Source organism: Azospirillum sp. A29 (genome assembly GCF_042604625.1).
GTDB lineage: Bacteria > Pseudomonadota > Alphaproteobacteria > Azospirillales > Azospirillaceae > Azospirillum > Azospirillum palustre.
In genome coordinates, this window is record NZ_CP170460.1 from 789,431 (window position 1) to 805,860 (window position 16,430).

Below are 16,430 nucleotides of genomic sequence, written 5' to 3' on the forward strand. Positions count from 1 at the left end.
CGATGGCGGGGCTTCTGAACTGGCTCGACCATGGCGGGGCGGCAGGCGACCCGCTGTGGCATTTTCCCGCCGAAGGGATGGACCGGCGGCTTTCGGAGCTGCGGACCCGCTCCGGCGCCATCGCCGCCGGGCTGGCAGCCCGCGGCATCCGGCCGGGCGACCGCGTGGTGATGCTGCTCGACACCGGCTCGTCCGCGGTCTGCCTGCTGCTGGCGCTGTGGCAGCTGCAAGCCGTGCCGGTGCCGCTGCGGCCCCTGTCGGGAATGACCTCGGGAACGGCTTCGGAGATGGCTGGCGGCACCGACCGGGGCGGCGGCTTCCTGCGCTTCCTGCTGGAGGTGACGCGGCGAAGCGATGCCCGGCTGGTGGTGACCGACCGTCCCGTCGCCGTTCCGCAGCTCGACCCTTTGTTGACCACGGTGGAGGCGCTGGAGGCGCCGCTCGAGCGGTCGCCTCCGACCGGCGGCGATGGCGAGTGCAGGGCCGACGGGCTGGCGCTGATCCAGTTCAGTTCGGGCAGCACCGGGCAGCCCAAGGGCGTGATGGTCACCCACGCCATGGCGATGGCGCAGCTCCGCCAGCTCGCCGACAATTATGCGGCTGCCGGCAGCGGCCGGCCGCCGCGTTCCATCGCGTCCTGGCTGCCCTTCTATCACGACATGGGGCTGTTCATCGGCATTCTGCTGCCGCTGTTCACCGGCGCCGATGCCATGGTGGCACCCCCCGCCTGGTACATGCGCAATCCGGCACGCTGGTTCGCCGCGATGGCCGCGCGGGGCAGCGATCTGGCTTTCTCCACCAGTTCGGTGCTGGCGGCGACGCTGCGCGGGGTGCGCCGCCTGCATGGCCGCGGCTGCGATCTGTCGGCGCTGGTCCTCTATGTCGCCGCCGAGAAGATCAGCCCGGCGGTGCTGGACGAGGCGGCGGCGGTGCTGGCGCCGCTGGGGATGCCGCCATCGCAGCTGCGCGCCGGCTACGGCATGGCGGAATACACGCTGGGCTGCACCCACAGTCGCGAACCGGGGCTGCGCCGGCTGCGCGTGCGCATCGCTCCGGGGGGCCGGGTGCTGACCGGCGATGACGGCGATGATGGTGGTGACGGTGAAGCGCTGGAACTCGTCTCGGTCGGCCGGCCCAACGATGCCTGCGACCTCGTCGTGCGCGACGAGGCGGGATGTCCGCTCGGCGAGCTGAGGCTGGGCGAGATCACGGTCGCCGGCCCCTGCCTCACCCCCGGCTACTGGCGGGACGAGGCGATGACGCAGCGGGCGCTCGGCCGGGGATGGATGCGCTCCGGCGATCTGGGCTTCTTGCACGATGGCGAGCTGTTCTTCGTCGCCCGCAAGGACGAGATGCTGGTGGTGGGCGGCCGCAACGTCATCCCCGCCGATGTCGAGCTGGAGGTCGAATCGCTGCCGTTCGTCGGCCCTGGACGTGCGGTGCTGTTCGCCGCCGACGAGCCCGGCGGGCCGCGTCAGGTGCTGCTGGTCGAAGGAAACGCCACGTCGCCGCCGCCGGTCGTGAGCGGACGGCTGACGGCGATCCGGCGTTGCATCCTCGACGGCTTCGGCTTCGTGCCGACCGACATCGCCGTCGTGCCGAAGGGAACCATCGAGAAGACCTCCAGCGGCAAGAAGCGCACCGCGGTCATCCGCCGCCGCTGGCAGGCCGGTGCGATCCCGCAGCTGGCCTGACCGGGATCGCGGCGGACCGCCGGGTCAGGCGGCAGGCGCTTGAGGCTGGAGGGCGATCCGCTCCCCCGGCTGGGCGAGACTCATCCGCGTGTCGGCAGCGCAGGCGGCGGCCAGCCGGTCCCGTTCGCCCATGCGGACATGATAGAGGCGCATCGCGCGGACGCCGAGCCGTTCGGGGAAATCGGCAAGCTGGCTGAAGGCGGCGTGGAAGGGCTGAAGCGGATCCGGCTCCACCGTCAGGCACTCGTGGAACAGCAGGTCGGCACCGCGGAAGAGATCTTCCGACTCCGGCGTGGCGCGGCCGTCGCCGGAATGGGCGAAGGCGACGCCGCCCGCCTCCAGCCGGATGGCGCGGTTGGGCATGGAGTGGCGGGTGAGGGCGGTGCGCAGGTGGAAGGGGCCGAGCGTGCCGTCTTCCTGGGTTTCTATCCAGCGCAGCGGAAAGGAGAGCGACCGCTCGGGATCGGTGGCGCCGGCCTGGAACAGCAGGGCCAGCTGCTTCCACCCGCCGATGGTGGTGACGATGTCCAGCGGCTTGCTGCGGCGGTCGTCGGTCCAGCGGATCAGCGTCGGCACCAGACCGAAGCAATGGTCGGGGTGATGGTGGGTGAAATAGAGCGCGTCGATGGCGTCGGGGTCCGGCACTTCGCGCCACAGGACGGGCGGCACCGAATGGCCGCAGTCGATCATCAGGCGGAAGCCGTTGGCGGCGACGATCAGCGAGGAATTGGCGAAGGAGGGGTCGGCCGCTTCGCCGACGCCCAGAGCCTGGATGTCCATGGGGGTCAATGTCCGACTTTGGCCAGCACGTCGGCCTTCAGGAAACGTTCGATCACCAGCATGAAGCCCACCGAGGGTACCAGCAGGATCAGGGCGGTGATGGCGGCGATCTGGAAATTGCCGCCCATGCCGGCGTTGAACATGAGCAGCGGCAGGGTGGAGATGTCGGGCACCCCGACGAAATAGGTGCCGGTGAACTCGTCCAGCGATTCCAGGAAGACGAAGATGGAGCTTGCCATCACCCCCGGCGCCGCCAGCGGCAGGGTGATGCCGAAGAAGGTCCGCAGGGGGCCGGCGCCCATGTCGCGCGCCGCCTCCTCCAGCGAGCGGTCGACGGCGGCGAAGGCGGCGGCGGTGATCCAGACGGAGAAGACCAGCCCATGGACGGTGTGGACGAGAACCACGCCGGCCACCGTCCCGTTCAGCCCCAGCGTGTAGAAGATGCGCGCCACGTTGATGTAGACGGCGACGCTGGGAAAGGCCTGCGGCAGCAGGAAGGCCAGCAGGATCGCGCCCCGCCAGGGCAGCCGCAGCCGGGCCAGCGCATAGCCGGCGGGAACCGAGACGATGAGGCAGGCCGCCACCGTCAGCAGCGCGATGGTGACGCTGGTCGCCAGCGACGCCATGGCGTTGGAGCGCGGGGCGAACACCCGCTCCCAGAAGGAGAAGCCGTATTGCAGGGGCAGGGTGTGGGGGAAGTACCATTTCTCCGCCACCGCCCACAGGCCGAGGTTGGTCAGCGGCCCGAAGATGACGAAGGCCAGTAGTCCAAGGGCCAGCCCGCGCGGAATCCAGGCGAGCGCCCGTGTTGGAATGAAGGAGGTCATCGCGCACCGCCCTGGCGCACGCCGTGCCGCAGGTAGAACCAGCCGACCAGACCGGCCATGGCGTAGGAGACGAAGCCGAGAGCATTGGCAACGCCGTAATCGCCGTGGGCGTTGATGCGATAGGCCATGTCCACCGTGATCATCGTCGGGCTGTTGGGGTTGATCATCATCGGCACCGACATCACCGACAGCATGGTCACGAAGCTGAGGATCAGCCCGACGACCAGCGTCGGCCGGACCTGGGGAACGACGATTTCGGCCAGGATGCGCAGCCGCCCGGCGCCGAGATCGCGCGCCGCCTCGATGGTCGAGCGGTCGAGCGAGGCCATGGCACCTGCCACCATCAGCGCCACGAAGGGCGTCTGCTTCCAGACGAAGGTCACCACCACGCCGCGCCAGTCGAGCAGGCTCGCCGCCTGCAACGGCTCGATGATGCCGCCGCCGATCAGCAGGTTGTTCATCAACCCGTTCTTGGCGAGGAAGGAGCGCATCATCTGGGCGGCGACGATGAAGGGGATGAACAGCGGCCAGCGGTAGAGCCAGCGCAGCAGGGTGACCGCCAGCCGGTTCTCGCCGAGCGTCAGATAGCCGCCGATGGCCACCGACAGCACGGCCACCAGCGCCGAGGACAGCAGCACGATGGCCAGCGTGAAGGCCATGTCGAGGCTGTACAGCTCAAACGCCTTGGCGATGTTCGCCAGCGTCCAGCCGCCGTCGCGGCCCTGGAAGGCGCTGACCGCCGACAGGCCGAGCGGATAGAGGAAGAACAGCGCCACCATCGCCAGCGCCGGCAGGACCAGAAGCACGCCCCACAGCCAGTCGGGAACGATCCTGGCGGCGGGCAGGGCGGGGGCGCCGTCTCCCCCGCGCGAGCGGGGGAGGGCAGCCGGACGGCCGGCCGCCTCAGTTAGCAACGGTGCGCTCATAGGCTTCCATGATGTCGGTGAAGTAGTCCGACAGCGGGAAGGGCTTGCCCTTGCTCGCCAGCTCGTCCGGCTTCACGTCGGTGAACAGCTTGGCCCAGGTCTGCGCATCCAGCTTCGGCTGCACGTAGGTGGCATCGATGCCCGGATACCAGTTGAAGCGCTTGACGATGCCGTCGGCCTGCACCTCGGGGCTGGTCGCCAGCTCGATGAATTTGCGGGCGGCGTCCTGGTTGGCGGCCTTGGCCGGGACCGTGTAGTACATCGGCTGGCCGGGCATGCCCGGACCGATCAGCTGGAGCTTCATCGCCGGGTTGAGGCGGCCGTCGGCCTGCCAGCTGTAGAACATGTCGACCCACACCGGCCCCATGGCGATCTCGCCGCGGTTCAGCATGTCGAGCGTGCCGGCATTGCCGGGGGTCAGCGTGACGCTTTTGTTGAACTCCTTCAGGCCGGACAGCGCCTTCTCGATCGCCGGCTTCATCGCGGCGTCGTAGGGGCCCTTCTCCAGCCTTGTGGCATCGCCGATGTTGGCGGCGGCCCAGCCGGTGACGAAGCCGACGCCCGACATGCCGCCCTTGATGCCGTTGTAGCCGAAGGATTTCGGATTGGCCTTCACCCATTCCGCCAGCTCGGCGTAGGTCTTCGGCGGCGCCTTCACCAGGTCCGGGTTGTAGGCCAGCGCGATCTGGCTGTGGAACATCGGCAGGACATAGCCGGTGACGTCGGTGCCGAGCGCGTTGCGCGCGCTGTCGCGGCTGGCGAGCGTGCCGGTCTTGACGTCGCCGACATAGGCCGAGAGCATCTTCTCCTGCACCATCTGGCCGGCCATCTTCTGGTGGATGACGGCGACGTCGACATCCCACTTGGCGGCCCCGGCGGCGGCCTCGGCGCTCAGCTTCTCGTATATCTTCTGCGATCCGCCGTCGCCCGGCCCGGTGCCGGTGGCGCGCACCTTCACGCCCGGATTCTGCGCTTCGAACTTCGGCGCCAGATACTCGTTGACGTAATCGACCATGTTCTGGTCGCCGGCGGTGAGCACGGTAAGCACCGTCTCGGCCCTCAGCGGTGCGGCGGAAAGACCGGCGGCGAGCGCCAGACCGGCGGCCCCGGCGAGCAGCGTCCTCAGCGTCGTGAGCGTCATGGAAAAATCCCCCTTCTTTCCCGATGGTGGACCGGATGGTTGAGATCGCCTCAGGCCGTTCCCGCCGCCTCCCGGCGGAGCGGGAAGCAATGCAGGGCCGAAGGCGGGATGACGATGGCGACGGCGTCGCCGACCGTGCGGCGGTTGTCGTCGTCGACCAGAAAGACCGTGCCGCCGACCGCGACGCCGTAGCGCCAGCGGCCGCCGGGATAGGCTGCCTGCGTGATGCGGCCGCGCAGGACCAGCGCATCGGGCGGAACCTGTCCGGCCGCTGCCAGCCGCACGGACTCGGTGCGGAAATGCGCGGCGACCGGGCCGCTGCCCGGCATCTCGACCTGTGCGCCGTCTTCGCCGAGCGGCAGGCTGACGGCGTCGTGGTCCGGGCCGGCGGCGATCTCCAGCGTCCGCTCCGTCCGCGTCGCCTGCAAGGGCACCACATTGTCGGCGCCGAGGAAGCTGGCGACGAAGGCGCTGGCCGGACGGCGGTAGATCTCTTCCGGCGTGCCGATCTGGGCGATGCTGCCGGCGTTCAGGATGACGATGCGGTCGGCCATCACCATCGCCTCCTCGCGGTCGTGCGTCACATGGACCGCGGTGATGCCAAGCCGCTGTTGCAGCGCGCGGATTTCGTGGCGCAGTTCGAGCCGGATGCGGGCGTCGAGGTTGGACAGCGGTTCGTCCAGCAGCAGGATGTCGGGATTGATCGCCAGAGCCCGGCCGAGCGCCACGCGCTGGCGCTGGCCGCCCGACAGCTGGGTGACGTTGCGGTCGGCCAGCCCGTCGAGCTTCAGCAGCCGCAGCATCTCGGCCACCCGCTCGGCGATGCGCGGGCGCTGCCAGCGGCGCAGCTTCAGGCCGTAGCCGATGTTCTGGGCGGTGGTCATGTGCGGCCACAGCGCATAGGACTGGAAGACCATCGCGGTGTCGCGGCGCTCCGGCGGGGCGCGGGTCACGTCGCGACCGGCGATAGCGATGCGCCCGCCATCCACCGGCACGAAGCCCGACACCGCCCGCAGCAGCGTGGTCTTGCCGCAGCCCGACGATCCCAGCAGCGCCACGAACTCGCCGGGGCGGACATGCAGGCTGACGCCGTTCAGCACGCGCGACCCACCATAGGCGACGGTCAGATTCTCGACATGCAATTCCGCCATCGCCGCAGACTTCCCGCATTTCCCGAAGTGGTCAGCGCCCTTGCATGCGTATGCAAAGCCACTGACGCAGGGTTTAGGGATGAAGCGTGAAGCCCGAATGATGGAATTGTGATGCTTTGGTGAATGCGGTCCTGCCGCCTGTCAAAGGCGCGCCGATCCCCGCCTGACCAGCAGCGGGGCCGGGCGGTGCAGGACCGGCGGGGCGTCGGGGTCCGCCAGCCGCCGCTCCAGCATGTCGAGCAGGGTGGCCACGATCTCCTCGACCGGATTGCGGATGGTGGTCAGGGCGAAGCTCGGCCAGCCGGCCATCGGCACGTCGTCAAACCCCACGATGGACAGGTCTTCCGGCACCCGGAGGCCGAGGGCGGTGCGGGCGGCGTCGAGCGCGCCGAAGGCCATGGCGTCGTTGCCGCAGAATAGGGCGTCCGGACGGTCCGGACCGGCCAGCAGCCGCAGGGCCTCGCGATGGCCGCTGTCGTAGGTGTAGTCGCCCTCTCCCGCGGCGGCCAGCGGCAGCCCAAGCTCCGCCAAGGCCGCGCGGAAGGCGCTGCCGCGCTCCTGCTCGGAAAAGGCGGTTGGGCGTCCGCCGAGATAGGCGATGCGGCGGTGGCCGGCGGCGACCAGAGCCTGCGCCACCAGACGGGCGCCGAGCGGGTTGTCGCAACAGATGCTGTCCACCCCGTCCGCCTCCACCGCCCGGCCGTAGAGAAGCAAGGGGACGCCGAGCGCCATCAGGCCGCGGATCGCCGCCGGAGAGACGCTGCCGGCGGTCACCACCACCGCGTCCACCTGATAGTCGAGGGCGGCCATCGCCGTGCCGTCCAGCGCATCCGCCGGGTCGCCGCGCACCAGCAGCGGCTGTTTGCCGCGCGAGGCCAGACCGCGGGTGAGCGTTTCGAACAGATAGGGCTGGAACGGCCCGTCCAGATCGCCCATGACGACGCCAATCAGGTTGGTGCGCCGGGTCGTCAGGCTGCGCGCGATGGCGTTCGGGCGGTAGGACAGCCGCCGTGCCGCCTCCAGCACGCGGCTGCGCGTTTCCGCCGAAACGCTGGCCCCCTCGGTAAAGCACCGTGACACGGCGGACTGCGATACCCCCGCCAGCCGCGCCACATCCACTGCGGTCGCCCGCCTCCGCTCCCCCGTCACTGTTCCTCCGGCCGCTCGGTCGCGGAGCGAGTGTAAGGGCTTCGCGGCCGGGGTGCCAGACTGCCGACACTGGGGACATGGCATGATCGGCGACAGGTCTTTGACAGCTGCGGTCTTTACCATGGTGTCCGGCACGATGTCCGTGGGCCGGATGCACCGGCGAACGATCCGGCGGTCGGCCTTTTCCGAAGTCGAGGTGATCTTATGATTGGGGTCAATGCCATGGTGGATGGCGGTCTGGTATTCGATCGGGCCGTCGAGGTTCTCGGCACGGCCGAGCGCGCGGCGGAGTGGATGGGCTGCAAGGAAAGCCTGCTCGGGGCCAAGCCCGGCGAACTGGTGGAGACCGGCGACGGGACGGCGCGGGTGCTGCACTGCCTGCGCAGGATCGAGCTGGGCCAGCCTGTCTGAAGCGGCGCCGGAGGCTTGTTCAGGACAGGGCACCGGCGATCCGCGCCTTTTGATGGTGTCGCGACGCGCGGTTCCCCCGCGCCCGCAGCGGCACGGCCGGTTCTGTCGACGGAGGCTGGTAACATGCGCATATTGGTGGTCGAGGACACCGAGGATCTCGCCGACGCGATCATCCAGCGCCTGCGCAAGCATGGCTACGCCATCGATTGGGCCGCCGACGGCTATCAGGCGGAGGAGCTGCTGGCGGGCGAGACCTATCAGCTCGTCATCCTCGACCTGATGCTGCCCGGCCCGGACGGACAGACGCTGTTGCGCCAGCTGCGCCGCAAGGGCGACCAGACGCCGGTGCTGGTGGTCACCGCCCGGTCGCGCGTCGACACCAAGGTCGATGCGCTCGACCTCGGCGCCGACGATTATGTCGTCAAGCCCTTCGACTTCCGCGAGCTTGAGGCGCGCTGCCGCGCCCTGCTACGCCGTCATCACGGCATCGCCGCCTCCGAACAGGTCTTCGGCAACATGGTTTTCGACACCGCCACCAAGAAGGTGACGGTCGAGGCGCAGGCGGTGGATCTCAGCGCGCGGGAGTTCCGCCTGCTGGAGCTGTTCCTGTCGAACCTGAACCGGGTGATGGCCAAGGACACGCTGATCGACCGGCTGTGCAGCCTCGACCAGCCGGTGGCGCCCAACGCCATCGAGCTTTACGTCTCCCGTCTCCGCCGCAAGCTGGAGCACGCGTCCGTCGTCATCCGCACCGTGCATGGCCAGGGCTATGTCGCGGAAAAGCAGGATACCCGACCAGATGGACGGCAAGATGCCCCCTGACGGCCGGACCGCGGGGTCGCTGCAACGGCGGCTGATGGTGCGGCTGGTGCTTGTGCTGGCGCTGGTGGCCGGATGCCTGTTCCTGCTGATCCGCAGCGATGCGCGGCGTGCCGCCGACGGCGCCTACGACCAGCTTCTCCTCGCCTCCGCGCTCGCCATCGCCGATGCCGTGCGGGTGGAGGAGGGGGCCGTGGTGGTCGATCTGCCCTATTCCTCGCTCGGCATCCTCGCCATGGCGCAACGCGACCGCGCCTTCTACAAGGTGCTGGACACCGACGGCAGCCCGGTCATCGGCTATCGCGACCTGCCCGGCGCCGTGCGGCAGGACGACGTCGCCAGCTTCACCGACACCGTCTATCGCGGGGAGCCGGTGCGCGTCGTCGCCCTGGGCCATCTGATCGTCCAGGCGCGGCGGACCAACTGGGTGACCATCGTCGTCGCCCAAACGCGGGAGGAGCGCGACACGCTGGCCCGCGGGTTCTTCATGAACTCCTTCCTGCCGGTGATGCTGATGCTGCTGGTCAGCATCGGGCTGGTGTGGTTCGGCGTGCGGCAGGCCCTGGCGCCGCTGGGTTTTCTGGAGCGGCTGATCCATGCCCGCCGGCCCAACGATTTCAGCGCCATCGACGTGTCGGCCCCGGCGGAGGTGCGCCAGCTTCTGGGCGCCATCAACATTCTGATGGCGCGGCTGCACGGCAATCTGGAATCGACCAAGACCTTCCTGGCCGACATGGCGCACCAGATCCGGACGCCGTTGGCCGCACTCCGCTCGCAATCGGAACTGGCGTCGGAGGAGACCGATCCCGCCCGGCTCCAGCGCATCGTCGGCCGCATCCACCGCAACGCCGTCGAGGCGAGCGAGCTGACGACCCAGCTTCTCAGCCATGCCATGGTGGTCCACCGCAGCGAGGCGCTGCACCCCGACTTCGTCGACCTGACGGTGCTGGCCCGGCAGGTGGTGCAGCGGGCCTCCGCCATCGCCGAGGACACCACGCTGCGCGTCGAGCAGGAGGGCGCGGACAACATCGCCGTCTGCGGCGACGGGGTCATCCTGCGCGAGGCGCTGGTCAATCTCGTGGACAACGCCATCAAATATGGCGGCGACGCCGGGGCGGTGATGGTCCGGCTGTGCCCTGCCAACGGCGAGCGCGGCCCGGTGGTCGAGGTCGCCGACCGCGGCCCCGGCGTTCCCGACGACGAGAAGCCCAAGGTGTTGAGCCGGTTCGGCCGCGGCAGTTCGGCGGCGGGGACGGTGGGCAGCGGGCTGGGGCTCGCCATCGTCGCGGCGGTCGCCGATGGGCATGGCGCGTCCTTCTCGCTGGTCGACCGCCCCGGCGGCGGGCTGATCGCCCGCATGGCGTTCCCGCTCGACCATCGCTGCCACGCCTGCCGGACCGGAGAAGGGGCGGAAGGCCGGGAAGGGCATGGCGACAAGGGGCAAACGGCGGGAAAGGCGGAGCGCCTCTGGCTGCCGTCGCTGATCCTGCTGCTGTCGATCCTGCTGCTCTGGCCGGGGGAGAGTTTCGCCAAGCGCACCCTCTATGCGGCGGAGGGAGCCGGCACCGCGACGCTCGTCATCGCCTCCACCACCGACCGGCCGGTGATGGAAGGGCTGATCCAGGATTTCCAGCACCGCCATCCCGGCATCGCCATCCAGTATGACGAGATGACGGCGGTCGAGCTTTACGACGGCATCGTCAATCCCGGCGAACGGCTGCCCGATCTGGTCATCAGCTCCTCGGCCGATTTGCAGGTGAAGCTGGTCAATGACGGCTACATGCAGCGCCATCTGTCGCCGGCGACGGCGGTCCTGCCGCGCTGGGCCAACTGGCGGGACGAGGCGTTCAGTTTCGCCCAGGAACCGGCGGTCATCGTCTACAACCGCGACCGGGTGCCGGAGAGCGACGTGCCGCGCACCCGCGACGACCTGATTCGGCTGATCCGCCAGAAGGACGTCTATGACGGCCGCATCGTCACCTACGACATTGCCCAGAGCGGCATCGGCTTTCTGCTCGCCACCCAGGATTCGGTGCTGAACAGCCAGTTCTGGCAGCTGGTGGACGCCATGGCCGACCGCCACATGGACCAGCGCTGCTGCACCGGCGAGATGCTGGACCAGATCGAGCGCGGCGAGCGGCTGATCGGCTACAATCTGCTGGGATCCTACGCGCGGGCCCGGCAGCTGGCGGGGGCTCCCATCGGCATCGTGCTGCCCAGCGACTACACGTTGGTCACCTCGCGCGTCGCCTCCATTCCCAAGGGGGCGGCACTCGCCGGGCTGGGCGGGCTGTTCATCGACTATCTGCTGTCGCAGGAGGGGCAGACGCAGATCGCCAACAGGACGCCCTTCTACGCCATCTCGCCCAGCGTGGACGGGCCCTTCTCGGCGGCGCATCTGCTGGCCGAGCTGAACGGTCCGCTTCAGCACACCACGCTGAATCCCGGCCTTCTCGTCTTTCTGGACGACAGCAAGCGCGCCCGCTTCCTGCGACAATGGCGCATGATGACCAACAGGTACTGACAGGCTTCTGACAGATATCGCGCCTATAACCCCAAGACTTCGTCAAAAAGCGGGCAGGCAAGCCGCAGAAATGCCGCCTTCGGCATCGATATGCGTCCGCGAGACAATCAATATTGGGGAATGCCATGTCGGGCGATCTGAAGGAGCGCGCACTCGATTACCATCGTCTGGGGAAACCGGGCAAGCTGGCGATCGTGCCCACCAAGCCGATGATGACGCAGCGCGATCTGGCGCTGGCCTATTCGCCCGGTGTGGCCTTCGCCTGCACCGACATCGTCGCCGACCCCGCCAACGCGGCGGAGGTGACGGCGCGGGGTAATCTGGTGGCGGTGATCTCCAACGGCACCGCCGTGCTGGGGCTGGGCGACATCGGCCCGCTGGCCGCCAAGCCGGTGATGGAGGGCAAGGCGGTCCTGTTCAAGAAATTCGCCGACATCGACGTCTTCGACATTGAGGTCGATGAGAAGGACGTCGATGCGCTGGTCGACACCATCGCCCGGCTGGAGCCGACCTTCGGCGCCATCAATCTGGAAGACATCGGCGCCCCCGCCTGCTTCGAGGTCGAACGCCGGCTGAAGGAGCGGATGAAGATCCCGGTCTTCCACGACGACCAGCATGGCACCGCCATCGTCGTCGCCGCGGCCGTCTACAACGCCCTTCAGGTCGTCGGCAAACGCATCGGCGACGTGCGCGTCGTCTCCACCGGCGGCGGGGCGGCGGGCATCGCCTGCCTCGATCTGCTGGTCGGCATGGGGGTGAAGCGCGCCAACATCATCCTGGCCGACCGCGAGGGCGTCGTCTATCAGGGCCGCAATGCCGGCATGAACCCCTACAAGGACCGCTACGCCACCGCAGGCGCGGTGCGCAGCCTGGACGAGGCGATGGTCGGCGCCGACATCTTCCTCGGCCTGTCGGGGCCGGGCGTGCTGACCGGCGCGATGGTCAAGACGATGGCGGCCAAGCCGCTGATCCTGGCGCTGGCCAACCCCGATCCGGAGATCACGCCGGAGGAGGCGCACGCCGCCCGCCTCGACGCCATCATTGCCACCGGCCGCTCCGATTATCCCAATCAGGTCAACAATGTCCTGTGCTTCCCCTTCATCTTCCGCGGCGCGCTGGATGTCGGGGCGACCACCATCAACGAGGCGATGAAGATCGCCTGCGTCAAGGCCATCGCCGACATGGCGCGCATCGAGGCCTCCGACGTGGTGGCCGCCGCCTACACCGGCGAACAGCTGCGCTTTGGCCCCGACTATATCCTGCCCAAGCCCTTCGACCCGCGCCTGATCGTCGATGTGGCGTCCGCCGTCGCCGAGGCGGCGATGGAGAGCGGCGTCGCCACCCGGCCGATTGCCGATCTGCGCGCCTACCGTGAGCGTCTGGGCCAGTATGTCTTCCGTTCCGGCCTCGTGATGAAGCCGGTGTTCCACAAGGCGGCCCAGGCGCCCAAGCGCGTCGTCTATGCCGAGGGCGAGGACGAGCGCGTCCTGCGCGCCGCCCAGGTGGCGGTGGACGAAGGCATCGCCCGGCCGATCCTGCTCGGCCGTGACGAGGTGGTGGCGTGGCGGATCGAGCAGCTCGGCCTGCGGCTGGTCCCCGGCCGCGACGTCACGGTGGTCGATCCGGTGCGCGATCCGCGCTGTCACGAGTATGCCGACGTGTACCGGCAGGCGATGGGCCGGCGCGGCGTGTCGCCGACTTTCGCCGCCACCATGGTGCGGGCCGACGCCACCGTCTTCGCCAGCCTGATGGTGCGGCGCGGCGCAGCCGACGCCATGGTCTGCGGCACCGCCGGGCGCTATGCCGAGCATCACCGCCACATCCGCGACCTGCTGGGCCGCCGCGGCGATGCGCCGGTCTCCGCGGCGATGACGCTGCTGATCCTGGGCAAGGGCACCTATTTCCTGACCGACACCCACGTCAACCCCGACCCGAGTGCCGGGGAGATCGCCGAAATCGCCATGCTGGCGGCGGAGAAGGTCCGCCATTTCGGCATCGAGCCGAAGGTGGCGCTGCTGTCCCACTCCAATTTCGGCAGTTCGGACTCGCCGTCGGCGCAGAAGATGCGGGCGGCCTGCGACCTGCTGCGCCGGCGGGCGCCGGAGCTGGAGGCGGATGGCGAGATGCAGGCGGGTGCCGCCCTGTGCGAGGCGGTGCGCGACGCGGCCCTGCCCAACGGCCGGCTGCGCGGACAGGCCAACCTGCTGGTGATGCCGACGCTGGACGCCGCCAACATCGCCTTGGAGATGCTGAAGGTGCTGAGCGATGGCCTGTCGGTCGGCCCGATCCTGCTCGGCGTCAGCGCCCCGGCGCACATCGTGACGCCGGAGATCACCACCCGCGGCATCGTCAACGTCACGGCACTGGCCGTCGTCGACGCCCAGATCGACACCACCCCGGTTCCGCTGCGTCAGGCTGCGGAATAAGGGGCAGCGGCTTTGCGGGCCGGTGGCGACGCCGGTCCGCGAGCCCGCGACAAAATGGACCACAAGGCGAACCGGGCCTGACAGCGATTTGACAGAAGTCCGGTCCACACTGGGTCATATCGGGCGCCCCGGAGGCGTCGTTACCCGGCGCGGGGGAAGGGAGTGCCCGACCCATGAAACACCGCGACCACCCTGTCGGAAGCTCCAGAAGGAGCATGAATCCGTGACTGACGAACTCGACTTCTACGCCGTCGATCCCACGGCCAGCGCCAGGGAGCGCCGGGACATCAGAGCGCTGCTGGGCCGCTGCGGCCTGGATTACGAGGAGCACATCCAGGTCTTCGTGGTCTGCCGCGACGCCGGCCGGCTGGTGGCCTGCGCCGGGCTGGAAAGCAACATCGTCAAATGCTGCGCCATCGATCCGGACCTGCGCGGCGGGTCGCTGAGCCTGACGCTGCTGAGCGAGGTGGTCCATCTCGCCTATGAGCGCGGCCATTCGCACCTGTTCCTCTACACCCGGCCGGAAAACGTCTCCTTCTTCCAGGGCTGTGGCTTCTATGCGCTGGCCGAGGTGCCGGGCTACGTCACGCTGATGGAGAACACGCCGGTCGGCATCCGCGCCTATTGCGACCGGCTGCGCGCCCTGCGCCCGCCGGGCCTGCGGGCGGACGCCAGAATCGGCGGCATCGTCATCAACGCCAACCCCTTCACGCTGGGCCACCAGTATCTGGTGAAGCTGGCGGCGGCGCAGTGCGACTGGCTGCACCTGTTCGTGGTCAGCGAGGACGCCTCCTTCGTCTCCTACCGCGACCGCTACGCGCTGGTCGAGCAGGGGGTGCGCGGGATCGAGCGGCTGACCCTGCATCACGGTTCGCAATACATGGTCTCGCGCGCCACCTTCCCCGACTATTTCTTCAAGGAGAAGGGGGTGGTCGGCGACTGCTGCACGGCGATCGACCTGCTGCTGTTCCGCAACCACATCGCGCCGGCGCTCGGCATCACCCACCGCTTCGTCGGCACCGAGCCCTTCTGCGAGACCACGCGCAAATACAACGCCGACATGAAGTTCTGGCTGCAGGGGGCCGGCAGCACGGCCCCGGCGGTGACGGTGATCGAGGAGGCGCGCACCCGTTCGGGCGGCACGCCGATCTCGGCGTCGGAGGTGCGGCGCCTTCTGCGCAGCCGCGACCTCGACCGCATCCGCGCCCTGGTGCCGGCGCCGACCTTCGAGCTGCTGCGCGAGAAATACCTGTCGAAAATCCTGCCGTTCGCCCCCGACCCGCTGGGTCACGGCGGTGAGCCCGACGCGCCGGCGCGCCGGGCCGTGGCGGCCGGCATCTGAACCGGCCCGGTGGTGTGACGCTTGGTGCGTCCGCCGCCGGGCCATCTGGAGTGGGACCGATGAAGATCGTGAAGGAGGCCCTGGCGGGCACGCTCGAATCGAGCGACCTGCTGGTCAAGGTATCGCCCGGCTCGGGCACCGGGCTGGAAGTCGTCATCAGCAGCGAGGTCATGCAGCAGTTCGGTCTCCAGATCGACCGCGTCGTGCGCGACACGCTGGCCCGGCTCGGCGTCACCGCCGGGCTGGTGGTGGTCGAGGACAAGGGCGCGCTCGACTGCGCCATCCAGGCCCGCGTCCAGACGGCGGTGATGCGCGGGGCCGAGGCCCAAACCATCGACTGGAGTGCGCTGTCATGAAGCTCCGCCGCAGCATGCTTTTCCTGCCCGGCGCCAACGCCGCGATGCTCAGCACCGCGTTCGTCTACAAGCCGGACTCGATCATGTTCGACCTGGAGGACGCGGTCTCGCTGCGCGAGAAGGATTCCGCCCGCATCCTGGTCTTCCACGCCCTGCAACTGCCGGTCTACCGCGAGATCGAGACGGTGGTGCGCATCAACCCGCTCAACACGCCCTTCGGTCATCTTGACCTGGAGGCGGCGGTGCGGGCCGGCGTCGATGTGGTCCGCCTGCCCAAAACCGACTGCGCCGAGGATGTCGAACTGCTGGAGCGCGAGGTCGAGCGCATCGAGCGCGCCTGCGGCCGCGAGGTCGGATCGACGAAGCTGATGGCGGCCATCGAAAGCGCCAGCGGCGTCATCAACGCGCTGTCCATCGCCAAGGCGTCGCCGCGGCTGATCGGCATCGCGCTGGCCGGCTTCGACTATGTCATGGACATGCAGACCGAGCGCGGCGACGGCACCGAGCTGTTCTATGCCCGCTGCGCCGTGCTGCATGCTGCCCGTGCCGCGAAGATCGACGCCTTCGACGTGGTGTGGTCCGACCTGAACGACGAGGCCGGTTTCCTCAAGGAGGTCGACCTGATCAAGCGGCTGGGCTTCAACGGCAAGTCGCTGATCAACCCGCGCCAGATCGAGCTTCTGCACAACGCCTACGCCCCGACCGAGGAAGAGGTCGAGTATGCCGGCCGCGTCGTCGCGGCGGCGGCGGAGGGCGAGCGCAAGGGGCTGGGCGTCGTCTCGCTCAACGGAAAGATGATCGACGGTCCCGTCATCGACCACGCGCGCCGTGTGCTGCAGCGGGCCGAGGCGTCGGGAACCCGCAAGTGAACTGGAGTGCTCTGC

Annotated in this window: 14 protein-coding genes; 8 read left to right on the plus strand and 6 right to left on the minus strand. The window is 69.0% G+C overall.

The genetic code is table 11. The features are described from left to right. The first annotated feature begins 2 nt into the window (after positions 1-2). A complete protein-coding gene (locus ABNQ38_RS03460) occupies positions 3-1,694 on the plus strand; it encodes an AMP-binding protein (protein ID WP_377805714.1) in 1,692 nt (563 codons plus the stop codon). 24 nt (positions 1,695-1,718) lie between these two features. Here ABNQ38_RS03460 and ABNQ38_RS03465 read toward each other — a convergent pair whose 3' ends face one another. From ABNQ38_RS03465 to ABNQ38_RS03490, 6 genes are all read right to left on the minus strand, one after another. After that, positions 1,719-2,474: an MBL fold metallo-hydrolase gene (locus ABNQ38_RS03465; RefSeq protein ID WP_377805715.1), complete on the minus strand. Its 756-nt coding sequence runs from the start codon at positions 2,472-2,474 to the stop codon at positions 1,719-1,721. Between the two features lie 5 nt (positions 2,475-2,479). Continuing rightward, entirely contained in the window at positions 2,480-3,301 is an 822-nt protein-coding gene (locus tag ABNQ38_RS03470) for an ABC transporter permease (protein ID WP_377805717.1), read from the minus strand. Continuing rightward, complete coding sequence (locus ABNQ38_RS03475) at positions 3,298-4,227, minus strand: ABC transporter permease (protein ID WP_377805718.1); 930 nt, start codon at positions 4,225-4,227, stop codon at positions 3,298-3,300. Before ABNQ38_RS03475 ends, ABNQ38_RS03470 begins: the two co-directional genes overlap by 4 nt. Further along, positions 4,205-5,368 (minus strand): extracellular solute-binding protein, encoded by a 1,164-nt coding sequence (locus ABNQ38_RS03480; RefSeq protein WP_377805719.1) that lies wholly within the window; start codon positions 5,366-5,368, stop codon positions 4,205-4,207. Before ABNQ38_RS03480 ends, ABNQ38_RS03475 begins: the two co-directional genes overlap by 23 nt. 50 nt (positions 5,369-5,418) lie before the next feature. Further along, the gene (locus tag ABNQ38_RS03485; RefSeq protein ID WP_377805720.1) at positions 5,419-6,519 is read right to left on the minus strand and encodes an ABC transporter ATP-binding protein; all 1,101 of its coding nucleotides are present in this window, start codon (positions 6,517-6,519) and stop codon (positions 5,419-5,421) included. A 141-nt stretch (positions 6,520-6,660) separates the two neighbouring features. Continuing rightward, positions 6,661-7,668 carry a LacI family DNA-binding transcriptional regulator gene (locus tag ABNQ38_RS03490; RefSeq protein ID WP_377805721.1) on the minus strand — a complete coding sequence of 336 codons (1,008 nt, stop codon included), beginning with the start codon at positions 7,666-7,668 and terminating at the stop codon, positions 6,661-6,663. A 204-nt stretch (positions 7,669-7,872) separates the two neighbouring features. Here ABNQ38_RS03490 and ABNQ38_RS03495 point away from each other — a divergent pair, with 204 nt between their 5' ends. From ABNQ38_RS03495 to citE, 7 genes are all read left to right on the plus strand, one after another. After that, positions 7,873-8,079 (plus strand): antitoxin Xre/MbcA/ParS toxin-binding domain-containing protein, encoded by a 207-nt coding sequence (locus ABNQ38_RS03495; protein WP_109047475.1) that lies wholly within the window; start codon positions 7,873-7,875, stop codon positions 8,077-8,079. Positions 8,080-8,202: 123 nt separating this feature from the next. Beyond that, entirely contained in the window at positions 8,203-8,901 is a 699-nt protein-coding gene (locus tag ABNQ38_RS03500) for a response regulator transcription factor (protein ID WP_377805722.1), read from the plus strand. Continuing rightward, positions 8,879-11,422, plus strand: coding sequence for a sensor histidine kinase N-terminal domain-containing protein (locus tag ABNQ38_RS03505; protein ID WP_377805723.1), 2,544 nt, complete (start codon positions 8,879-8,881; stop codon positions 11,420-11,422). The genes ABNQ38_RS03500 and ABNQ38_RS03505 overlap by 23 nt, the downstream gene beginning before the upstream one ends. A 125-nt stretch (positions 11,423-11,547) precedes the next feature. After that, positions 11,548-13,848 carry an NADP-dependent malic enzyme gene (locus ABNQ38_RS03510; RefSeq protein WP_377805724.1) on the plus strand — a complete coding sequence of 767 codons (2,301 nt, stop codon included), beginning with the start codon at positions 11,548-11,550 and terminating at the stop codon, positions 13,846-13,848. 223 nt (positions 13,849-14,071) lie between these two features. Then, the gene (gene citC / locus ABNQ38_RS03515; RefSeq protein WP_377805725.1) at positions 14,072-15,190 is read left to right on the plus strand and encodes a [citrate (pro-3S)-lyase] ligase; all 1,119 of its coding nucleotides are present in this window, start codon (positions 14,072-14,074) and stop codon (positions 15,188-15,190) included. 59 nt (positions 15,191-15,249) lie between these two features. After that, positions 15,250-15,546, plus strand: coding sequence for a citrate lyase acyl carrier protein (gene citD / locus ABNQ38_RS03520; RefSeq protein ID WP_174473639.1), 297 nt, complete (start codon positions 15,250-15,252; stop codon positions 15,544-15,546). After that, entirely contained in the window at positions 15,543-16,415 is an 873-nt protein-coding gene (gene citE, locus ABNQ38_RS03525) for a citrate (pro-3S)-lyase subunit beta (RefSeq protein ID WP_377805726.1), read from the plus strand. Before citD ends, citE begins: the two co-directional genes overlap by 4 nt. The last annotated feature ends 15 nt before the right edge of the window (positions 16,416-16,430 follow it).